Genomic DNA, 20,352 nt, shown 5'->3' on the forward strand with positions numbered 1-20,352 from the left:
ATGGCTAACAAACCAATTCAATTTTTCTTGAGAGAGCAGAAGCTAAACATCGGTAAGCAGGCTGGAAAGACTGTTATTGTTGCTCGTCCAACTGGTAGGCACCGTGTAGACTTCCGCAACTTTTGCGAACGCATTGCTAAGTCAACAACCTTTAATGCGCAGGAGGTAGCTGCGGTGCTGAACCTTGCAAGTGAAACCGCCCGTGACATCGTAGCCAATGGTGACATCGTGGAGTTTGGCGACATGGGAACGTTGACACCCTCGTTTAAGAGCAAGGCGGTAGAGACTGTTGAGCAGTTTCGTGCACAGCAGCATATCGAGAAACCTGTCATAAAGTTCCTTGCTTCTGCGAAGTATTTCACTCTGAATGATGTTACGTATGAACAAGTAACACCAAGGGAGAAGAAAGAAAAGAAGGGAAAGAAGGAGAAAAAGAAGGCAGAAGGAACCGAGTCTTCAGGCCCAGTAGCAGAAGGATGATAAAGGAGTTTTGAGATTCTGCTAAAACAACAAAAAAATTGTTCGCGAAGAAATTCGAAATTCTTCGCGAACAATTTTAATTTTCTTCGCGAAGAATTTTTTACGTCTCTTTGAGAGGCAAAATAACAGAAGAACGAGGCTTTAGACAGAATGATATATTTTTGAAGACAGAGTAACAGATGAACATAGGGTTATAGTAACATAGTTTTAGACATAATGACAGAGAGACATATTTTTTCAATGACATATTTTTGGGGACAGAGTAAGCATATTTTTGAAGACATAGTAAGCAGAGTAAGGCTTTGAAGACAGAGTAACAGAAGAACAAATTGATTTAGTAACAAATAAATGATTCTAAGACACAATGACAGAAAGACATATTCTTTTAATGACATATTATCCGTCGTTGACGGATTTTGTTTCCCTTCCACATATAGTATGTTACTATCGCCTTATATTCCCCCCCACTTTGTCTTTAAAAATATGTCATTAAAAGAATATGTCTTTCTGTCATTGTGTCTACAAAATATATTATCGTTTCTTTGCTTTCTATGTCTTGAAAAACTATGTCATTGTGATTTAGCAACAAACAAATGATTCTAAGACACAATGACAGAAAGACATATTTTTTAATGACATATCATCCGTCGTTGACGGATTTTGTTTCCCTTCCACATATAGTATGTTATTATCGCCTTATATTTCCCCCTACTTTGTCTTTAAAATATGTCATTAAAAGAATATGTCTTTCTGTCATTGTGTCTACAAAATATATGATCGTTCCTTTGCTTTCTCTGTCTTAAAAAACTATGTCATTGTGTCTAAAAAGGTTTTTCTGATGGACTTTAAAATGCCTCTCTATACTTGTTTTCTTCCTTGTCTTCGAGCATAGAAAGATAGCTGTTGTATCGACTTTCTGATATGTAATGGTCTTCAACAGCCTTGCGGACTGCACAACCGGGCTCATGTGTGTGGGTACAATTAGAGAATTTGCAGTGCTCGGAGAACTTAAATATCTCACGGAAGTAGCTTGTCAACTCCTCTCGTTCTATATCAAATGTACCGAAACCCTTTATGCCTGGGGTATCGATGAGATAACCTCCAACGGGCAACTCCAGCATCTCGCTGAATGTTGTTGTGTGCATGCCCGTGTTGTGCGCATCGGAAATGTCGGCTGTGCGAAGGTTTACGTGGGGTAGGAGAGCGTTGATGATGGTTGATTTTCCAACACCACTGTTCCCACTTAGTAATGTGATTTTATTTGCCAACAAGGGGTTCAGTTTCTCTACACTGAACTCATTGGAAGTTTCGTTAGTGGCTTGTACTTCGATACATTCATAGCCTATAGTCTCATAGAGTTTCATCACTGCATGCTGATACCGTAGTTCTTCTTCAGATAGTAAATCGTGCTTGTTGAAGACCAAGGTGACTGGTACTCTGTACGCCTCTGCACCAGCTAGAAAGCGATCAATGAATGTTGTTGAAGTTTCAGGATAATTGATAGTTACCACCAAGAAAGCCTGATCAATATTAGCAGCAATGATGTGGCTCTGTTTAGAAAGATTCGGCGACTTCCTTATAATATAGTTTCTTCTATCCTCAATCTCGGTTATAAATGCCGTACCCTCTTGGTTGGGCGTTATGACAACATGGTCGCCAACAGCCACGGGGTTAGTAGAGCGAATCCCTTTCAATCGGAAGTTACCCTTTATCTTGCAGTCTATGTTCTTACCATTCTCCGCCTTTACGGTGTACCAACTGCCAGTGTTCTTTATTACTAAGCCACGCATAAATAAAAGCCTCCCCCGACCCCTCCGAAAGGAGGGGAGTGCCTGACGGAAGCTAGTTAGAATAATAATTTATTGCTTATGAGTTTCAATTATGACTCCTTGTTTCTTCTCGTATGAATGAGATAAAGGTGAGATGTATTTAGCCTATGACATCCCCTCCTTTCGGAGGGGCTTGGGGAGGCAATTACACTGTCATAATCTCTTTCTGTTTCTCTGCTAAAAGTTCATCTACCTGCTTGATAAACTTGTCGTGAACCTTCTGCAAGCTGTCTTCAGCATCCTTCTCGTTGTCTTCTGATAGACCATCTTTGATAGCTTTCTTCAGCTTGTCTTTGATATCAGAACGCACATTGCGAATCTCAACCTTTGCTCGTTCACCGATTTTATTGCATTGTTTCACCAAGTCTCTACGACGCTCTTCGGTTGGTTGAGGTAAGTTTAAACGAATCATCTCACCATTGTTCTCTGGTGTGATACCCACATCAGAATCCATGATAGCCTTCTCGATGTCCTTAATAGCTTTCTTATCCCAAGGCTTAATAGCAATGGTACGTGCATCAGGCACCATGACTGAGGCTACTTGATTCAGTGGAACCTTTGAACCATAAGAGTCAACTCGTACGCCATCAAGTATGGCTACGTTTGCACGACCAGCTCGGATGCGTTGCAATTCATCGCTAAGATACATTGCTGCCATCTCCATTCTTTCGCTGGCATCATTTAATGTCTGCTTTACGTCTAACATATATCTTTAGTATTAAATATTCGATGTTACAAAAATAGGAATTAATTCGGATATGCACAAGAATTTACTTTACTTTTCCTAAAAGAGGTCTTCTATTTGCGCCATCAGTAGTTGGATGATATGTTCCAGACCATCTTTGTCTTCTGCACTAAAGTCATCAAATCGGGTGCTATCAATGTCTAACACACCCCTAAAATGGCGTTGAGAGTCATACATGGGAATAACGATTTCGCTTCGAGAACGACTGCTACAAGCAATATGACCAGGGAATGTTTCTACATTAGGAACGATTTGTGTGCGACCTTCTTCCCATGCCTTGCCACAAACACCCTTACCATAAGGAATTGTATAACAGGCTACTGACCCTTGAAAAGGTCCAAGTCTCAACATATTCCCATTCTCTTGAAGATAAAAGCCCACCCAAAAGAATCGTTCTGGAAACGCTTCATGCAGTGCAGCCGAAACATTCGCAAGAATGCCAACCAGGTTTGTTTCATCCTTTATCAAGCCTGCAATCTGCGGAATTAATTGCTCATATTGCTCTTTCCTTGTCATGCGTTCTATCGTTGATAATTGGCTAATTGCTCTTCAACCATGTTGGTTAGTTCCACAAACTGCGGTATTGATAATTGTTCGGGACGCTTCGTCATGATGTCTTGCTCATAGAATCCATCCGTTGGCTTACCATTATTAAATATCTGGCGAAGGCTTACACGCAACATCTTCCGTCGTTGGTTAAAAACAGTCTTCACCACTCTTTTGAATAATTGTTCATCGCAACCAATGTCTGTTACATCGTTTCTTGTCATGCGAATCACAGCACTCTTCACCTTTGGAGGAGGGTTAAATACATTCTCATCCACCGTGAACAAGTATTCCACATCGTACCATGCTTGAATCAAGACAGACAATATCCCGTAAGCCTTCGAGCCAGGTGCTGATGCCATGCGGAGCGCAACTTCTCTTTGAATCATCCCCGTACAGCAAGGTATCAAGTCCTTATAATCAAGCATCTTGAAGAATATCTGCGATGAAATGTCATAAGGGTAATTACCTGTCAATACGAATTGCTTACCATCAAATATCTGTGTCAAGTCCATCTGAAGGAAGTCCTCTCCAAGGATATTCTCGTGTAGTTTTGGGAAACGTTCATATAGATACGCAACACTCTCAGCATCAATTTCAACTGCTTTAACCACTCTTGGCTTCTCAACAAGGTACTGTGTGAGCACTCCCATACCTGGTCCTATCTCCAAAACAGGTATCTCTGGGCATGCGTCAACAGTATCTGCAATCCGTTTAGCAATGCTTAAGTCAGTTAGAAAGTGCTGACCTAAATTCTTCTTGGGCTTGACTAATTTCATGATTTTTACGTATTTGCCTACAAAGATAGGCATTTTATTTTGCTTTTAAAAGCATTTTACTTATCTTTGCTCAATATATGAATACAAAGAAACTGTTCAATAATATCATTAAGATAGTACTTCCCCTTTTGCTTGGAAGTGCCATCTTGTATTGGATGTATCGCGGTTTCGACTTCTCTAGCATTAGTCATGTTCTCTTGCACGAGATGAATTGGACGTGGATGATTATCTCTCTTCCCTTTGGTATTCTGGCGCAGGCTTTCCGTGGATGGAGGTGGAAGCAGAGTCTAGAACCTATCGGGGAACATGCCCGTTCATCAGTTTGTGTTAATTCAATCTTCCTTTCTTATGCCGTTAGTTTACTCATTCCTCGAATCGGAGAGTTTGCTCGTTGCGGTGTCCTGAATCGTTATGATAAGGTTGCTTTCCCAAAGGCTATCGGTACAGTAGTGACCGAGCGAGCTGTAGATACGCTCATCGTCATTCTTATAACATCTATTGCCTTTGTTATGCAGATTGGTGTTTTCTCTAACTTCTTTTCGCGTACAGGGACTCGAATTGACGATTTTTTAGGGATGTTTTCAGCAACTGGATGGTTTGTAACAGCCATCTGTGGTGTTGCCTCTCTCATCCTTTTCTATTATGTGTTACGCCGCCTTTCCATATATAATAAGGTGAAAGAAATGCTAAGTGGCATTTGGCAAGGCATTAGTTCATTAAGGAAGGTGAAGAATATCCCACTCTTCCTCTTCTATAGTATAGCGATATGGGGCAGTTATTTCTTGCATTATTACCTAACGTTCTATTGCTTTCCTTCAACCGCACATCTCGGTCTTTCTTGTGCTTTAGTGAGCTTTGTTGTGGGCTCAATAGCCGTTATCGTCCCAACACCTAACGGTGCCGGACCTTGGCATTTTGCAGTGAAGACAATGCTAATACTTTATGGTGTTGCTGACAATCAGGCACTTTATTTTGTATTGATAGTGCATACTATCCAAACACTTTTGGTCATTCTCTTAGGCATTTATGCGTGGGTAGCATTGAACTTTACCAAACCTTATGTTTCATTGGATAGTCCTGCCAAACTCACTCGACCAATAGAAAATGTATAATATAAGCCAAACAACAATTATAGTAATAACCTTTTAATATCAACATTATGAGTGAAATCAGAAATCTTAAACCAGTAGGCTTGTGGAGAAACTTCGATGATTTAACACAGATTCCACGCCCATCTGGGTACATGGAAAAGGTGCAGAAGTTCTTATTAGACTTTGCTGCAAAGGTGGGAGTAGAGGCTTTTGTCGATGCTGGTGGTAATGTGGTAATGCGCAAGGCAGCCACTGCTGGCTATGAAAATCGTAAGACAGTTCTACTCCAAGCACACATGGACATGGTTCCACAAAAGGCTCCAGATAGTAATCATAACTTTGAGACTGACCCTATCGTAACCCACATTGAGGAGGGTTGGGTGTATGCAAACAACACTACATTGGGTGCTGATGATGGTATCGGAGTTGCTGCTATCATGGCAATTATGGAGGATAAGGACTTGAAACATGGTCCTGTTGAAGCTATTATTACACGTGATGAAGAGACTGGAATGTTTGGTGCTAACGAGCTTCCAGAGGGTGAGTTGCATGGAGATATCCTCATGAACCTTGATTCAGAGACCTGGGGTAAGTTCGTTATAGGCTCTGCTGGCGGTGTAGACATTACATCAACACTTGAATATAAAGAGGTTGTGAATGATCAAGAGGCTGCTGTAAAGGTTACTTTAAAGGGACTTCGTGGTGGTCACTCTGGTCTTGAAATCAATGAAGGACGTGCCAATGCTAATAAGGAGATGGTACGTTTTGTTCGCAAAGCAATCACCGAACTCGATGCTCGGTTAGCTGGTTGGCAGGGTGGCAACATGCGTAATGCCATTCCTTTCAAGGCTGAAGTTGTCTTAGCCTTACCACAAGCTAATGTCGTTGCACTTAAGGAACTCGTTGAGAAACAGAGGTCTGCTGTCAAGGACGAGTATAAGGGTATAGAGGTTGTTGATAATATAGAATTCTTCGTAGAGGACGTAGAGAAGCCTGCAGCTCTTCTACCGGTTGAGATTCAAGATAACCTCATCGACGCTATTTATGCTTGTCACAATGGTGTCTTGCGTATGATTCCTTCTTATCCAGATGTGGTAGAAACCTCTTCAAACCTCGCTATCATCAATATCGAACCAACAAAGGCTTCTATTAAGATCCTTGCTCGTTCAAGTCGTGAAGACATGAAGGAGTATATCGCAACACAATTGGAAAGCTGCTTTAATATGGCTGGTATGAAGACAGTCTTTAGTGCCCATTATGGCGGTTGGGACCCAAATCCACAGAGCGAGATCCTTAGCTTGTTGCAAAAAGTATATAAGGAACAAAACGGCGAAGAGGCAATTGTGCAGGTAGATCACGCTGGTCTTGAGTGTTCAATCATACTTGGTAAGTATCCAAATATGGATGTTGTCAGTCTTGGACCAACGATTCGTAGTCCTCACACAGCTAAGGAACGCTTTGAAATCGCTACTGCTGAGCCATTCTGGAACTTGTTAGTTCAGACCTTGGAGGAGATTCCTGTGAAGTAAGATAATGGTTGTTGAGAGCTTCACCCGACCTCACTGAAAGAGGAGAAGAAGCCTCGCCCCCAGCCCGTCTCCGAATGGGGAGGGGAGTGAATAGCATTGTTTGCAAACAAAGAGGGCGTTCCTTCGGTGCAAAGAAAGGCTCTCTTCAATACGAAGAAACGCCCTTCTCCAATGGAGAAAGGCGTTTCTTATTTTCTTACTTATGAGTTTTGAATATTGAATTAAGCAATTCTCCCTCTTATCCTAACCAATTCCCGTTAGGCACATCCCCTCCTTCAAGAGGGGCTTGGGGAGGCTTTTTTTGTAGTCAGTGGGGGATTAAAACGCCCAACCAAAGCCTAAGTAAGGATAGAGCACAGCCTTTTTAATAGCGTTCTTCTCACCCAATGTGAAGGAAGGATTCACACCCACACGGAAGAGGAAGCCCTTGCTTGATACGTGACGATAGCCAATGTTACCAAAGAAATAGTATCCGAAACGATTGTGACTCGTGTTATAACCGAGGAAAGTTATCGTCTTCCCATTGATAGTTTTTTGTGTTATCAGGTGCGCCTGTTGGTCAGGAGTGAGCGTGACAGGACCTTCAAGGGTTTGAATGTCACGATCGTGAGAGTTGTAAATACCAACGTTAGCACCTGCACCTACCTCTAAGTTGTTCTTTTGAGAGCCTAGAAGATAGTTTACTTCCAGCGGTACTGAGTAATAACGAATACTACCATCGTTACCAAAGAAGTTGGAGTTGCTACCGAAAGCAAAGCTAACACCTGCTCTCCAACCCCATCTTGTATGCTCGTTGAAACGCTGATCATAATTGATGCCCACCATGTTTGAGGCTCCTAAAAGCTCCAAGTAAACAGCTTTGTCCTTCTCAAGTCCATCTGAATTAGGCTCTACAGCCATCATGTTTGTTGCTAAGCTTACTGCAATCGAAAGTGTAAGTAATTTCTTCATAAGAATCTTCTTTATAGTTGTCTTTTAGTTTTCTGGCTGCAAAGATATAATTTTTTTGATATATATATACACTTTCTCGGTTTTTTATTTGTACTTTTGCAATATACTATATACTCGTTTCAATTACTGAAGAAAGGTCTTTTGACGGGTTGAGCGAATAAACATTTAAGGTAGCAGTGGTAGGCATATTCACATCTTTATATAATGGTGTTCTCGTCTTGATAAATACATTCTTTCGCCGAGTGTGGAAGAGTGAGCGGTGTCAACGATGGTTACAACAGAAACACCTAAAGGCTTATCGCTTTGTAATGGGGCAACAGAACCTCCTTTCAACCATACGTCGTGAGGTTGTAAAAGATGGTTGTGAAGTACTTTGGTTTCATGCTGCTTCCTATGGAGAATACAATGTTATCCGCCCTATTATCAAGACATTGAGAAACGATAACCGCCGTTGTGTCGTCACGTTCTTTTCATCATCTGGTTATATGGCATTGATGAATGAGAACGAAAAAAGCCATGAGGTTGATAATATCTTTTATCTTCCTTTGGACATGAAAAGCAATGTTAGAGAATTTCTAGATATTGTGCAACCTTCGAAGGCGGTCTTTGCTATCTCTGAATATTGGATGAATTACCTGTCAGAATTGCGTTCCCGTAGAATCCCGACCTACCTTGTTTCAATGTTAGTAGCTGATAGCTCCTACCTTCTGAAGTGGTATGGCTTCCCCATCCGAAGGGCTTTTAAGGCCTTTACCAAGTTCATGGTATTGGATGAACGGTCGAAGGAGAATCTTGCAAAGATTGGCTTTAATAATGCAGAAGTGATAGGCGATCCTTTGTTTGATAATGCTATTCGCATAGCCAAGGAGCCTTATCAAAACACAATAATAGAGAAGTTTTGTGCTGGCAATACACCTGTCTTTGTGGCTGGTAGTGTGAGTGATGCTAATGATTTATCGCTTGTGTCTTCTTTAATTGAGCACGGACGAGATGTTAAGTTCCTTGTTGTCCCACATGAGATAGACGCTGTGACCCTTCGTGAAGTACAAGAAAAAATACCAGCAAAATCGTTGTTATATACGGAATGTACCGCAGGTACCGACTTTACCGATATACAAGTGTTGGTCGTTAATATCCTTGGCTCGCTCTCACGTATCTATCGTTATGGTAATTGGGCATACGTTGGAGGTGGTTTTACAGCCTATCTGCATAGTGTTATCGAACCAGCTGTTTATGGTATACCTGTGGCTTTTGGTCCAAGAATAGAACGTAAGACAACCCCGAAAGAGATGGTTCGTCGAGGTATAGGAGCGATAGTCACAACACCAGAAGGCTTGTGTCACTGGTTCAATCAGGTGAAAGTGGAAAAGGAACAGATGGAGGTGAAGAGTCGTACAACGGCTTTCATAGAAGCAAATGCCAACTTCACTCAAAAGGTTTGTGCAAACATAGAGCAATGAGAAAAGTACGTTATTATATATTCCTCGGTCTCCTCAAGTGTATAGCCTTGCTGCCCTTTTGGTGCTTGTATCGAATAAGTGATTTCATTTACTTCATCTTGAGTCGTGTTATTCATTATCGGAAACGAGTGATAACAGGTAATATCAGTAGGTCATTCCCAGAGTTAAGTCAAAGGGAAGTAGGCATTATCACCAATAAATTCTATCGTCATCTGGCAGATGTCATAGTAGAGTCTGTAAAACTCCTGCACGTTAGTGATGAAGAGATGAGGCGCCGTGTTGAGGTGAAGAATGGTGATGAGGTAGAACGTAAAGCGGCTGATGGTCGCCCTGTAATCCTATTCCTTGGGCACTATGGAAATTGGGAGTGGGCACAGGAAGTATCGTGTTATTATCGTCAACCAGCATTCACTTGTGAATTATATCGACCTGTAAAAGACAAGGTGATGGACGATCTGATGTTACGCATTCGAAGCCGTTTTAACACAACACTTGTCACTCAACAAGAGGCTATTCGATTCCTTTTAAGGAAGTATAGAAGTAATGAGCAGTTCCTTGTGGGGTTCATATCTGACCAGCGTCCGAATAGTCAGAACCTTCATAACTGGACGCAGTTTCTGCATCAAGATACAGCTTATGCAGTGGGAGGAGAAGAGATAGGTAAGCATGTAAATGCCCATTACTTCTTCTTACATGTTGAGAAACCGCGACGTGGTCACTATGTTATGACATTCAAGGAGGTGTGTCCTCAAGATGATAAAACGAAGTTCCCTTATACTTTACAATACCTCCGCATGATGGAGGAGAACATCCGTAAGCAACCCGAGCTATGGCTTTGGTCGCATAACAGATGGAAGTTTGACAGGGACGGGAACGCCATTCATTAGAAGTACTAAATAATAGATACAATGAATATCGTATGTGTAATTCCTGCGCGAGCAGAGTCTTCGCGCTTTTTTGAAAAGCCTCTTGCATTGATCTTAGGCAAGCCAATGATACGTTGGGTGTGGGAACATTGCAAGGAAGTAGAGCAGTTCAGTGAAGTGTATGTAGCAACAGATAGCGAGAAAATCAAGGCTCTCGCTGAATCATTCGGAGCGAAAGTTGTTATGACAGCATCTGATCATGACACTGCAACAGAGCGTCTTTACGAGGTGTCAACAAAGGTTGATGCAGATCTATATGTCATGGTGAATGGTGATGAACCATTGTTGACTAAGGACTACATCACGCAGTGTATCCCTGCAAGCATAGGTGAGGGAGAGATGTATGTGTCTAACCTTATGACCGATTTCCACAACCCTGTTGAGGTCGTTGATTCGACTAACTTGAAGATAGTAACAGGTCATAACAACCGTTGCTTATTTATCTCACGCAGTCCAATCCCATATCCAAAGGGCAATATGGATTATGTTTATCATAAGTTCGTGGGTGTAGGTGCTTTCAATCATAAGGCTTTGGAGTTCTATCATACGACCCCTCGTGGACCTATAGAGAAGATAGAAGAGAATGATTCCTTCCGCTTTATCGAGAACAATGTGCCTATTTATTACTACAATTGCCATTGTCGCTCACTCTCTGTAGACAACCACAAAGACATTGCGGGAGTTGAGGCTATTATGAAAGGCGAAATGGAATAAAAAGGAAGTCACCTATGGGTAATTCAATAGGGAAGATCTTGGACTACGTATTCGTACCTCGGATATGTTATCGTCCACGTCTCTCTTCCATCATGGCAGGGCTTAGCCATGATGAAAGAGAGATTGTTATGGATCGCGTTGCCTACTATAATAAACTTCAAGAGCATACTCATATAGATGAAGCAACTACTGTTGGGCAATATAAGTTCCCGTTTAAGAAGAAGCAGTTTGGCGATAAGAAGAGTCGTCTCTCTACTTATTTCTTTGACCAGTATAGTGTCTTGAAGTATTTCCCAGCGGCATGTAGATTCAGATATGAGCATGGGGATGTAACACATGTGCCGTCTCAACCAGCGTTTGTAAAGAGCCGTCCGATAGCAGGGGACAATGTGAATGCGGTCTTGCTGAAGCTCGATCAGCATAGACACTTCCGTTTCGTGCATGACGAGAAGGCTTTTGTAGAAAAGAAGAACATGCTTGTCTCAAGGACAACATGGTGTAATGCTCGTCCTCACAGACGCAGGTTTTGCGAGATGTTTTGGGATCATCCCATGTGCAATATAGGTAAGTCTCAAGCCGAGCCAAACGAAGATTTCCCTGAAAGTATCAAGGGTTTCCTAAGCATTGAGGAGCAGTTAGATTATAAGTTTGTCGCTTGCATTGAAGGAATGGACGTTGCAACGAACCTCAAGTGGGTGATGTCCTCTAATTCAGTAGCCGTCTCCGCACCTATGATTTATGAGACTTGGTACATGGAAGGAAGGCTTATTCCAGATTATCATTATATAGAGGTAAAACCTGACTACTCGGACTTGATAGAGAAAATAGAGTACTATATTGCGCATCCATCAGAGGCTGAAACCATCATAGAACATGCCCATGAATGGGTGAAGCAGTTCCAAAATCCAAGAATAGAATTGGCTATGCAGCTTGCAGTAGCACAAAAATACTTTGACTTAACAGACCTATGATGACTAACGATAACCAGCGGCATGGACGGAAAGTGCATATTGCATTCCTTTCAAAAGACTTCCCTTGTGGTGGAGCAGAGCGTGTAACGTGTGATGTGGGCAACTGGTTATGTTCCCACGGATTCGCTGTTACGGTCTTTGTTATGAACCATTTGCAAGAGAACTATCCGAAGGGTTTCCAGCGATTGTTCGATGTGAAACCTCTTCCTAAGGGTAATATCCTATGGTCACCACGTGTTGCCAAGGCTATTCGTGATGCTGTATTAAGGGAGAAGGTGGATATTCTTGTGACTTATCAGAAGCAACGCTATGCTGCTTGGTTGAAGGCAAAGACAGGTGTAAAGATGGTTTTTGTCCTCCACAATCCACCGTTCCATGAACTGTTGGGGCTTACCGTAGCTATTGGTGAAGCACATCCTTTTAAAAGGAGTCTGTTACAGGTATGGAAGAAGGTAATGGATATGGATTATTACAGAAAGTACCAGAAAGTATATCACTGGGCGGATGCTTATGGTGTACTTTGTCAGTCTTTTAAGGATCGATTGACGGAGAACTTGAATCTACCAGCCGATAATAAGGTATGTGTCTTACCCAATTCTGTTCCCTTACCAACTGATGTTAACTTGGATAAAGAGAAGATCATCCTTTATTTGGGACGCTTTGCTCATATACAGAAGCGTGTTGATCGCTTGTTACGAATATGGAAGATCGTACAGCTGCAACTACCTGATTGGAAGTTAGAGATTGTTGGCGGAGGTGTAGAAGACGCATCACTAAGGGCAATGGCAACAACGCTTGAACTAAAGAATATAGCTTTCGAAGGACCGACCAATCAGGCAAAGATGTATTATGACAAGGCCTCCATCTTATGTATGACATCGTCTTATGAAGGTTGGCCATTGGTCTTAGCTGAAGCACAAGCTAATGGCGTTGTCCCTATTCTGTATAATAGTTTCACAGCAGTTACAGCTGTTGTCTCAAGCAAAGAGGAAGGTGTTCTGATAGAGCCATTCGATGAAGAAGCATACGCCAAAGCGTTAGTTGCACTTGCCAAAGATGATGAACGCAGGAAAAGAATGCAGCTACGAGTGATTGAGAAAGCAAAGACATACAGTATTGATAATACAGGGGCTGCATGGCTCCAAATGGTTAGGAGGATACTAAATGAAGATAGGAGTTGATGCAAGGAAGATATTACGTAATGCCACGGGATTAGGCAATTACGGTCGGACATTGGTGTGTAATATGTCAGAGTTGATAGCTGACAACGATCGTCTCTTGCTGTTTTCTCCAGATGAGGGGAAGCCTGCTTTGAAAGCAATCTCTATACCTCAAAAAGGTGAGTTGGTGGTTCCTACAAACTCATCCATCCCTTTATATAAAAGGTGGTGGCAGTTGAAAGGAATGGTAAAAGACTTCCGTAAGCATGAAGTGAATGTCTTTCATGGACTCAATGCAGAGTTACCAAAGGGTATTAGTAAGGTTGTTCCTGCTATTCTTACAGTTCATGACCTTATCTTTCTGCACCATCCCGAATGGTACAAACCCATTGATAGATGGCTTTACACTCGTCGTTTCTATAACGCCATCAATGAGGCAACACACATCATAGCCATCTCTGAATGTACAAAACGAGATATTATAGAGTATGGGAAGGTGTCCGAAGAGAAAATATCGGTAATCTATCAGAGTTGTAGTACACGTTTTGCAGCTCCTGTAGATGTGTCTTTAAAGCATAAGGTAAGGGAGAAGTATCACCTCACAAACGACTTCATCCTCTTTGTTGGTACGATAGAAGAGCGCAAAAATGCCCTTGAGATAGTGGAAGCCTTACCTTATTTGGAAGGTATTGATGCGGTTATTGTGGGTAGAAGAACCCCTTATGCCGATCGAATAGAGGCGAAAGCTAGGGAACTTGGAGTCGCTGGTAGGGTTCATCTCCTATCTGGTATTGATGATGAAACATTGCATGCTTTATACCATTCGGCAGCTGTCTTTGGTTATCCGAGCCGTTATGAAGGGTTCGGAATACCCATCATTGAGGCAATGGAAGCTGGTCTCCCTGTTGTCGCAGCGACGGGAAGTTGTTTGGAAGAAGCTGGTGGTAAGGGTAGTCTATACGTGAGTCCAGATGATCCAAAGGCATTTGCTGAGGCTATAAAGCGTATGTTACCAGGTGGTGACCAGCGTGAGCAGGCTATCTGTGAGGGCTTGGAATACGTCAAGAAGTTCGATGGTAAGAAGGTTGCCCAACAGGTGATTGATATATATAATAGGTATGGCAAATAAAGAAGACAAGCGTATCCTTGTGATAAGACTATCAGCATTGGGGGATGTTGCAATGACTATCCCTGCTATCTATAGTATGGCTAAAACCTATCCACAACACCGTTTCTATGTGTTGACGATGGCTTTTTGTGCCAAGCTCTTCATCCATGTTCCAGAGAATATAACACTGTGTCCTGTGAAGGACAGAAAGGCTGTCTTAGAGCCAATTAAGGGCTTGAAGTTTGACGCTGTAGCCGATTTACACAACGTGATGCGCTCTTGGAAGATTGATTTACGCTATCTTTTGCGAGGCGTGCGAGTGGCAATGCTTGACAAGAAACGTAGTGAACGACATGCAATAACACATCAACATAAGTACACGGAGAGTAAGTTTACAGCACGATACTTCGATGTTTTTAGACGATTAGGACTACCTTGTGAACCTCAGTTCGATGGCTTGTTCGATAAGAAACCAACCTTACCTCTACAATTAACAAAGCCGGAGAACGAACATTGGATAGGTATTGCACCCTTTGCAAGATATAAGAATAAGACCTATCCAGCCAGTCAGATGCAAGAAGTTATTGCCTTGTTGAATCAGACGGAGAACGTGAGAGTGTTCTTATTCGGCGGTAGGGGAGAAGAAAAAGTAACTTTAGAGTCATGGACAAAAGAGTTGGCTAACGTCAGATGTATCGCTGGTTCATTGCAATTACACGAGGAATTGGCACTGATGGCATGGCTTGATGTGATGGTGTCTATGGACTCTGCCAATATGCACTTAGCCTCTCTTGCAGGCGTGCGTGTCGTGAGTATATGGGGCGGAACAGCTCCCGCTTGTGGCTTCTTAGGCTGGCAGCAGCAAGAAGGTGACGCTTTGTTGACACATTGTGATTGCCAACCTTGTACGATAGCGGGGGCAGATGAGTGTGCAAAAGGTGATTACCATTGCATGACGACATTAACCCCATCGCAAGTTGTAGATAAGTTGATGAATGTGATAAGGACGAACGATAAGAAGTGATATAACGTATAGATAAAGATAAGAACATCTATTAGATAGACTGAAAAAATTGATTATGAAGAAAGATCTTTCAATATTATTGTGGCTGTTTATAGCCTTTACTTTGTTTTTCTTAGGTATTCAGAAGCCGTTATTCCTCATTTATAACCATGGCTTCGGAAAGTTATCTCCATCATTCCATGACATCTTGGAGATTTATGTACATGGTTTTGCCATTGATATGGCAACGGTGGGTTATATGATGGCAATACCTCTTTTGCTCTTTGGTATCAAATGGGCATGGGCGAAGTTCCCTATTAAGAAGAGTTTAAACATCTACCTCGTCATTATCTCCATATTACTGACATTGGGTGCATTAGCCGATGCTTCGTTGTATGAGTTTTGGGAGTTTAAGCTCGATCGGATGGCGTTCTTTTATCTTAATGACCCAAAGGATGCCTTTGCGAGTGTGTCAGTAGGATATCTGCTTGTACGTCTGCTCGGGTGGATCGTACTATCTGCTATCTCATACGCCCTGCTTGCATGGCCTTTATGGAAAGTACAATTAGGAAAGATAAAGACAAATCCATGGTTGCGTGGTGTCCTCTTTGTTGTGATAGGGGGAGCCTTGTTTGCTATGATTCGTGGTTTAAGAATATGGCCAAATACGCCAGGTCGTGCGTTTTATAGCAATGTCACATTCTATAATCATGCAGCTTTGAATCCATTTTTCAACCTTATGTACAGTCTTCAGAAGGAGGAGGACGACTACAAGGAGTTTGATGCTTTCGATGAGAAGACTAGGGCTAAGTTGTATGATGGTCTATTCCCTACAAAGGCTGATAGTACTGAGAAACTCATCAAAACATCACGTCCTAATGTATTAGTAGTGGTTCTTGAGGGCTTTGGCTCATGTTTCATCGAAGGCTTAGGAGGTATGAAAGATGTTGGGGTAAACATCAATCGCCTCTTGCCAGAGAGTGTTGTCTTCGATAGTTGTTATTGTGGTAGCTTCCGAACAGACCGTGGTATTGTGTGTGCAGTGAGTGGTTATTTGGGGCAACCAACGACAAGTATCATGCGTTTTACACATAAGATTAAACATTTGCCAGGCTTACCAAAGACCCTGAAGAAGTATGGCTATCAGACACAAGCACTCTATGGAGGCGACGTGTCATTCTTTAATATGTCTGAATACTTCCTTGATTCGGGGCATGACAAGTTAGTGACAGAGGATGACTTCCCCACTTCTGACAGAACAACTAAGTGGGGAGTACCAGACCATGTAACCTTTAACTGGTTGTATAATGACATTGTTCGTCGTGATAAGGAGAAGTCTGGTCCATGGTACACTACCTTCTTAACCATCAGTTCTCACAACCCGTTTGATGTGCCTTATCACCGTTTGAAGGATAAGAAATACAATGCTTTCGCATATACGGATCAGTGCTTTGGAACATTCATAGATAAGTTGAAGAAGACTCCAGCATGGAAGAATCTACTCATCGTAGTGGTTGCTGATCATGGATTTAACTGGCGTGAGATTGCTTCACCGAAGTTCCCTTACATTCCATTCTTGATGATGGGCGGTGCTATTAAGCATCCTCAGCGTATCCATAAACTGATAAGTCAGACCGACCTTCCTGCTACTGTCTTAGGTCAAATGGGTATTCCTCATGAAGACTTCACCTTTAGTCGTGATGTAATGGGTAATACTTATCGTTATCCGTTTGGCTTCAATACCTTTAATAATGGCTTCAATTTCTGTGATTCAACAGGCTGTACTGTCTATGACAACGTAAGTAAACGAGCTATTTATGGGAATGACAAGCGACGCATAAACATCGGTAAAGCCATTTTGCAGACCCTGTATCACGATATGGCAAAGCGTTAATAGCAATACAGAATCATGTTATGAATCTCATACAAAAGATTAGAAATTACATCTCTTCATGCCGTTGGGTAGTGCCAATCACTACTCAATGGCCTTTATTTATCAGTTATATCGTATTGATAGGATGGAGTTCTATAACTCAGAATATCTATGCGCGTGCTTTCGTAATCTACTTGCATGCTTATATCGCAACCGCTATCGTCACATGGAGTAAACGCTCGTGGGTGAAAGTGCTGATCTATATCGTAGCCTTCATCTTATTCTTTATTAATGCCTCATTGAAGGTTAACTATGACTTAGAAATATCCCCCAGCGTATTGATGCTACTAGCTGAGACGAATGCAGAAGAGAGCTCGGAGTTCTTACATTCATTGCTGCACACGAGTACAGCATGGGTTATTCCAGCATTGACAGTGGTCTTTGTTGTACTTGTTGTAATAGCTGAGAAGAAGAGGACGAAAGGTACATTATATTTAGAAAGAAAACGTCCTTTCCGTATATTGTCAGTGTTTTCTGGGATAATGCTCACTGTTGGTGTGATTGGTTCTTATTGTTATATAGGTCTCTTCCAGTGCAAGAATCCAGATGACGTCTCTGTTTGGAATCTACACATGAGTTACCCCAGCGATGCGCTGACAAGGGTGGTTGTGGCTCTTTATGATTCACATCTGGCTAAGAAAGAAATGGAAGGAACGGCACTATTAGCAGAAAATGTGAAGTCAACAAAGAGTGATGTTGAAGCAAAGGATTCGTTGAATATCGTCTTTGTGATCGGTGAATCGTATATAAAAGATCATGCTTCTGTGTATGGATATGGACTTAATACTACTCCTTTCTTATTACATGAGAAGAAAGCGGGACGGTTAGTTGCATTCACAAATGCCGTCTCTCCATATAATTTTACAACCAAGGTAATGCGCAATCTGATAAGTACGAATAGTCTTGAAGATGGTGTTCGATGGAGCGAACGCCCACCATTAACAGCCGTATTCAAGCGAGCCGGCTATTTTGTCAGTATGTATGATAATCAAAGAACCTTTGCTTTTGGAGCAACATTCACCTTTGCTTTGAACAGTTATCTTTATGCACCACGTGTCTTGAAAGTATGCTATGATAGGACAAACAACAATTCTTTTGAGTATGATGGACAATTAGTTGATAGATATAAACGTGATTTTCAGGAGCAACATAGCCATGCTCTGACTATCTTCCATCTCATGGGACAGCATATAGAAGCTGTTAAGCGTTATCCTGCTGATAGGCAATTTAACCATTTCTCTGCTGATAGTATTAGGCGGAAGGAACCATGGATGACAGAGGAGATGAGGAAGAGTATTGCTGAATATGATAATGCTACATTATATAACGACTATGTGATGAAGCAGATAGTCAGTCTATATGCTCATAGAAATGCAGTGGTGATTTATGTTTCTGATCATGGTGAAGAAGTCTATGATTATAGGGCTAGTGCTGGACGAAAGGGCAGTGATGACTTGAAAAATATGCTTTATTACCAGTATAGTGTACCTATGATTGCTTGGTTCTCTGATGTTTTTAAGAAGAAATACCCTAACAAGGTGCAGCAAATAAAAGCATCGATTTCTAAACCTTTTATGACCGATGATATCTGTCAAATGCTCTTTGACCTTGGTGGTTTAACCTCTTCTCCATATTATTCTGCTAAGCACGACATCTTGAGTAAGGATTATGTTTGTGGGAAGCGCATAGTTAATGACAAGTATAATTACGATAACATCGTGCGACCGTAAGATTTCATATGTAAAGGAAACATAGTTTTTAAGAAGAGAGATGGGGCTTCGCACAATATGGGCAAGGTTCCATCTCTTTTTGTTTTCACCTTCCCCCGCGCACCTATAATTATAGGTGGTATGGGCTTGTTATATGACTTGTTAAGCGAATATATGTAAGGTGAAGAGTAGACAAAAGTCTTAACAAGATGAGTACTAATTTGATTTATGCCTCGCATATGTCCTTCCGTCAATTCATATAATGTATTTCTTAAATTGCTTCTTTTCGATAAAAAAGTCTAGAGAAGTTTTGTTGTTTAAATAAAAAACACTACCTTTGCAACCGCAATTCAGCAATGAGTTAGCTATTAATGGGATATGGTGTAATGGTAACACTACAGATTCTGGTCCTGTCATTCCTGGTTCGAATCCGGGTATCCCAACGCTTAGAGAGATAGAGTTATCTATCTCTTTTTTGTTTTTGTGTATTTCCTTCTTTCATTATATACGTTAGTTTGTAGTTAGAGATAGACTGTTCCTACTCTTTTATAATCATAGCCTTGGCACGTAAACATAATTGTTTTTGGTCTAGAAGAATATATTTCTCGATGGAGCTTATAAAAGAAAAATCAGCAACTTAGATGTTAGTTCTAAGTTGCTGATTGGTTGTTGTGGACCAGCCTGAACTAATCCATGATATGTCCTTATCGCTGTTAGCTAAATATTTACCTTTTTGTTCTGACAGTCTCTGTAGCAGAAATGTAGCAGCAAACTGACTGGTTTATGACCGCTATTTTGACTATCTGTTGAAAGCACGCTCACTCCCATTCTCGGAATACAAAGTTAGATTTTTTTGTTTACATCTCCAAATCTTTGTGCCATAAATATTTAGAGATTTTACTGCTACATTTTTCAGTGCAAGGTGCAAGCCCTTATATATAAAGGGACTTGCACCTTGCACTGGAGTTTTACAAGACAATAATAATTATACAAAGATATAAGAATAATAAGATGTTTTAGATTTAGTTCGTTATATTTATTGGTACACTGTGTATTCCGTTACTAACAAAGAGTCGGATCTCACGCTGGGAAAGAGGGAAGACAGCAATGACCCTTGAACAAATTCTGATGTACGCTTCAAAGGTGGGCATCCAGTCTACCAAAATATTTGAGTTTCTTGCACGTAATGGGCAGCCCGGTCCTTTACCTATAGCAGAAATTCATCTGGAGGTTTTTACTGAGGAAGCATTCAGAAGACTTTCACAGTTAGTCAGTGAACTTGGAATAGAACATGTAACAATTAAAACCAAACGATTACGCTGATGGAAATAATCGCAGTAGAAAGCCAAGCCTATCAAGAACTGATAGACAAGCTCAATCGTATTGAGCAGTATGTTGAGCGCACCTCCCGTCTTATT

The 20,352-nt window shown here is 41.5% G+C and carries 17 protein-coding genes, 1 tRNA gene and 1 pseudogene; 14 read left to right on the forward strand and 5 right to left on the reverse strand.

Translation table 11 applies throughout. The features are described 5' to 3' along the window. Nucleotides 1-480: histidinol phosphate phosphatase (locus tag HMPREF9969_RS13080; protein WP_009435744.1), on the forward strand; the 480-nt coding region annotated here is incomplete at its 5' end. Nucleotides 481-1,325: 845 nt separating this feature from the next. On the opposite strand, the gene rsgA is transcribed toward HMPREF9969_RS13080, so the two are convergent. From rsgA to rsmA, 4 genes are all read right to left on the reverse strand, one after another. Then, nucleotides 1,326-2,270 carry a ribosome small subunit-dependent GTPase A gene (gene rsgA / locus HMPREF9969_RS10150; protein ID WP_009435757.1) on the reverse strand — a complete coding sequence of 315 codons (945 nt, stop codon included), beginning with the start codon at nucleotides 2,268-2,270 and terminating at the stop codon, nucleotides 1,326-1,328. Between the two features lie 184 nt (nucleotides 2,271-2,454). Beyond that, nucleotides 2,455-3,015 carry a ribosome recycling factor gene (frr, locus tag HMPREF9969_RS10155; RefSeq protein WP_009435748.1) on the reverse strand — a complete coding sequence of 187 codons (561 nt, stop codon included), beginning with the start codon at nucleotides 3,013-3,015 and terminating at the stop codon, nucleotides 2,455-2,457. Between the two features lie 78 nt (nucleotides 3,016-3,093). Next, the gene (locus HMPREF9969_RS10160) at nucleotides 3,094-3,570 is read right to left on the reverse strand and encodes a GAF domain-containing protein (RefSeq protein WP_009435755.1); all 477 of its coding nucleotides are present in this window, start codon (nucleotides 3,568-3,570) and stop codon (nucleotides 3,094-3,096) included. Nucleotides 3,571-3,575: 5 nt separating this feature from the next. After that, nucleotides 3,576-4,379 carry a 16S rRNA (adenine(1518)-N(6)/adenine(1519)-N(6))-dimethyltransferase RsmA gene (gene rsmA / locus HMPREF9969_RS10165; RefSeq protein ID WP_036895661.1) on the reverse strand — a complete coding sequence of 268 codons (804 nt, stop codon included), beginning with the start codon at nucleotides 4,377-4,379 and terminating at the stop codon, nucleotides 3,576-3,578. A 77-nt stretch (nucleotides 4,380-4,456) separates the two neighbouring features. Here rsmA and HMPREF9969_RS10170 point away from each other — a divergent pair, with 77 nt between their 5' ends. Both HMPREF9969_RS10170 and HMPREF9969_RS10175 read left to right on the forward strand, forming a co-directional pair. Beyond that, a complete protein-coding gene (locus HMPREF9969_RS10170; protein WP_009435751.1) occupies nucleotides 4,457-5,491 on the forward strand; it encodes a lysylphosphatidylglycerol synthase transmembrane domain-containing protein in 1,035 nt (344 codons plus the stop codon). A gap of 47 nt (nucleotides 5,492-5,538) precedes the next feature. After that, a complete protein-coding gene (locus HMPREF9969_RS10175; RefSeq protein WP_009435753.1) occupies nucleotides 5,539-6,999 on the forward strand; it encodes an aminoacyl-histidine dipeptidase in 1,461 nt (486 codons plus the stop codon). A 318-nt stretch (nucleotides 7,000-7,317) separates the two neighbouring features. Here the strand turns inward: HMPREF9969_RS10175 and HMPREF9969_RS10180 are convergent, their stop codons facing one another. Then, nucleotides 7,318-7,950 carry a hypothetical protein gene (locus HMPREF9969_RS10180; RefSeq protein ID WP_009435743.1) on the reverse strand — a complete coding sequence of 211 codons (633 nt, stop codon included), beginning with the start codon at nucleotides 7,948-7,950 and terminating at the stop codon, nucleotides 7,318-7,320. Between the two features lie 176 nt (nucleotides 7,951-8,126). Here HMPREF9969_RS10180 and HMPREF9969_RS10185 point away from each other — a divergent pair, with 176 nt between their 5' ends. The 11 genes and pseudogenes from HMPREF9969_RS10185 to HMPREF9969_RS12650 all read left to right on the forward strand — a co-directional run. Beyond that, nucleotides 8,127-9,410: a 3-deoxy-D-manno-octulosonic acid transferase gene (locus HMPREF9969_RS10185; RefSeq protein ID WP_232212672.1), complete on the forward strand. Its 1,284-nt coding sequence runs from the start codon at nucleotides 8,127-8,129 to the stop codon at nucleotides 9,408-9,410. Further along, nucleotides 9,407-10,297: a lysophospholipid acyltransferase family protein gene (locus HMPREF9969_RS10190; protein WP_009435745.1), complete on the forward strand. Its 891-nt coding sequence runs from the start codon at nucleotides 9,407-9,409 to the stop codon at nucleotides 10,295-10,297. The genes HMPREF9969_RS10185 and HMPREF9969_RS10190 overlap by 4 nt, the downstream gene beginning before the upstream one ends. 21 nt (nucleotides 10,298-10,318) lie before the next feature. Next, complete coding sequence (locus HMPREF9969_RS10195; RefSeq protein WP_004382448.1) at nucleotides 10,319-11,050, forward strand: 3-deoxy-manno-octulosonate cytidylyltransferase; 732 nt, start codon at nucleotides 10,319-10,321, stop codon at nucleotides 11,048-11,050. A 14-nt stretch (nucleotides 11,051-11,064) separates the two neighbouring features. Beyond that, nucleotides 11,065-12,021, forward strand: coding sequence for a glycosyl transferase family 90 (locus tag HMPREF9969_RS10200; RefSeq protein WP_009435750.1), 957 nt, complete (start codon nucleotides 11,065-11,067; stop codon nucleotides 12,019-12,021). After that, a complete protein-coding gene (locus HMPREF9969_RS10205; RefSeq protein ID WP_009435742.1) occupies nucleotides 12,018-13,202 on the forward strand; it encodes a glycosyltransferase in 1,185 nt (394 codons plus the stop codon). Before HMPREF9969_RS10200 ends, HMPREF9969_RS10205 begins: the two co-directional genes overlap by 4 nt. Beyond that, on the forward strand, nucleotides 13,186-14,310 hold the full coding sequence (locus HMPREF9969_RS10210; protein ID WP_009435756.1) for a glycosyltransferase family 4 protein: 1,125 nt from the start codon (nucleotides 13,186-13,188) through the stop codon (nucleotides 14,308-14,310). Before HMPREF9969_RS10205 ends, HMPREF9969_RS10210 begins: the two co-directional genes overlap by 17 nt. Next, nucleotides 14,300-15,313 (forward strand): glycosyltransferase family 9 protein, encoded by a 1,014-nt coding sequence (locus tag HMPREF9969_RS10215; RefSeq protein WP_009435746.1) that lies wholly within the window; start codon nucleotides 14,300-14,302, stop codon nucleotides 15,311-15,313. Before HMPREF9969_RS10210 ends, HMPREF9969_RS10215 begins: the two co-directional genes overlap by 11 nt. A gap of 55 nt (nucleotides 15,314-15,368) precedes the next feature. After that, the gene (locus tag HMPREF9969_RS10220; protein WP_009435758.1) at nucleotides 15,369-17,186 is read left to right on the forward strand and encodes an LTA synthase family protein; all 1,818 of its coding nucleotides are present in this window, start codon (nucleotides 15,369-15,371) and stop codon (nucleotides 17,184-17,186) included. A gap of 20 nt (nucleotides 17,187-17,206) precedes the next feature. Beyond that, nucleotides 17,207-18,955 carry a phosphoethanolamine transferase gene (locus HMPREF9969_RS10225; RefSeq protein ID WP_009435754.1) on the forward strand — a complete coding sequence of 583 codons (1,749 nt, stop codon included), beginning with the start codon at nucleotides 17,207-17,209 and terminating at the stop codon, nucleotides 18,953-18,955. Between the two features lie 351 nt (nucleotides 18,956-19,306). Continuing rightward, a tRNA-Gln gene (locus HMPREF9969_RS10230) sits at nucleotides 19,307-19,377 on the forward strand. A gap of 879 nt (nucleotides 19,378-20,256) precedes the next feature. Continuing rightward, nucleotides 20,257-20,352: pseudogene (locus tag HMPREF9969_RS12650) on the forward strand (DNA-binding protein); the annotation flags it as partial.

This window comes from Prevotella sp. oral taxon 306 str. F0472 (genome assembly GCF_000257925.1).
GTDB lineage: Bacteria > Bacteroidota > Bacteroidia > Bacteroidales > Bacteroidaceae > Prevotella > Prevotella vespertina.

Coding starts and splice junctions, on each gene's coding strand:
- rsgA (WP_009435757.1), bottom strand. CDS start 2,270: ATGCGTGGCTTAGTAATAAAGAACACTGGCAGTTGGTACACCGTAAAG.
- frr (WP_009435748.1), bottom strand. CDS start 3,015: ATGTTAGACGTAAAGCAGACATTAAATGATGCCAGCGAAAGAATGGAG.
- HMPREF9969_RS10160 (WP_009435755.1), bottom strand. CDS start 3,570: ATGACAAGGAAAGAGCAATATGAGCAATTAATTCCGCAGATTGCAGGC.
- rsmA (WP_036895661.1), bottom strand. CDS start 4,379: ATGAAATTAGTCAAGCCCAAGAAGAATTTAGGTCAGCACTTTCTAACT.
- HMPREF9969_RS10170 (WP_009435751.1), top strand. CDS start 4,457: ATGAATACAAAGAAACTGTTCAATAATATCATTAAGATAGTACTTCCC.
- HMPREF9969_RS10175 (WP_009435753.1), top strand. CDS start 5,539: ATGAGTGAAATCAGAAATCTTAAACCAGTAGGCTTGTGGAGAAACTTC.
- HMPREF9969_RS10180 (WP_009435743.1), bottom strand. CDS start 7,950: ATGAAGAAATTACTTACACTTTCGATTGCAGTAAGCTTAGCAACAAAC.
- HMPREF9969_RS10190 (WP_009435745.1), top strand. CDS start 9,407: ATGAGAAAAGTACGTTATTATATATTCCTCGGTCTCCTCAAGTGTATA.
- HMPREF9969_RS10195 (WP_004382448.1), top strand. CDS start 10,319: ATGAATATCGTATGTGTAATTCCTGCGCGAGCAGAGTCTTCGCGCTTT.
- HMPREF9969_RS10200 (WP_009435750.1), top strand. CDS start 11,065: ATGGGTAATTCAATAGGGAAGATCTTGGACTACGTATTCGTACCTCGG.
- HMPREF9969_RS10205 (WP_009435742.1), top strand. CDS start 12,018: ATGATGACTAACGATAACCAGCGGCATGGACGGAAAGTGCATATTGCA.
- HMPREF9969_RS10210 (WP_009435756.1), top strand. CDS start 13,186: ATGAAGATAGGAGTTGATGCAAGGAAGATATTACGTAATGCCACGGGA.
- HMPREF9969_RS10215 (WP_009435746.1), top strand. CDS start 14,300: ATGGCAAATAAAGAAGACAAGCGTATCCTTGTGATAAGACTATCAGCA.
- HMPREF9969_RS10220 (WP_009435758.1), top strand. CDS start 15,369: ATGAAGAAAGATCTTTCAATATTATTGTGGCTGTTTATAGCCTTTACT.
- HMPREF9969_RS10225 (WP_009435754.1), top strand. CDS start 17,207: ATGAATCTCATACAAAAGATTAGAAATTACATCTCTTCATGCCGTTGG.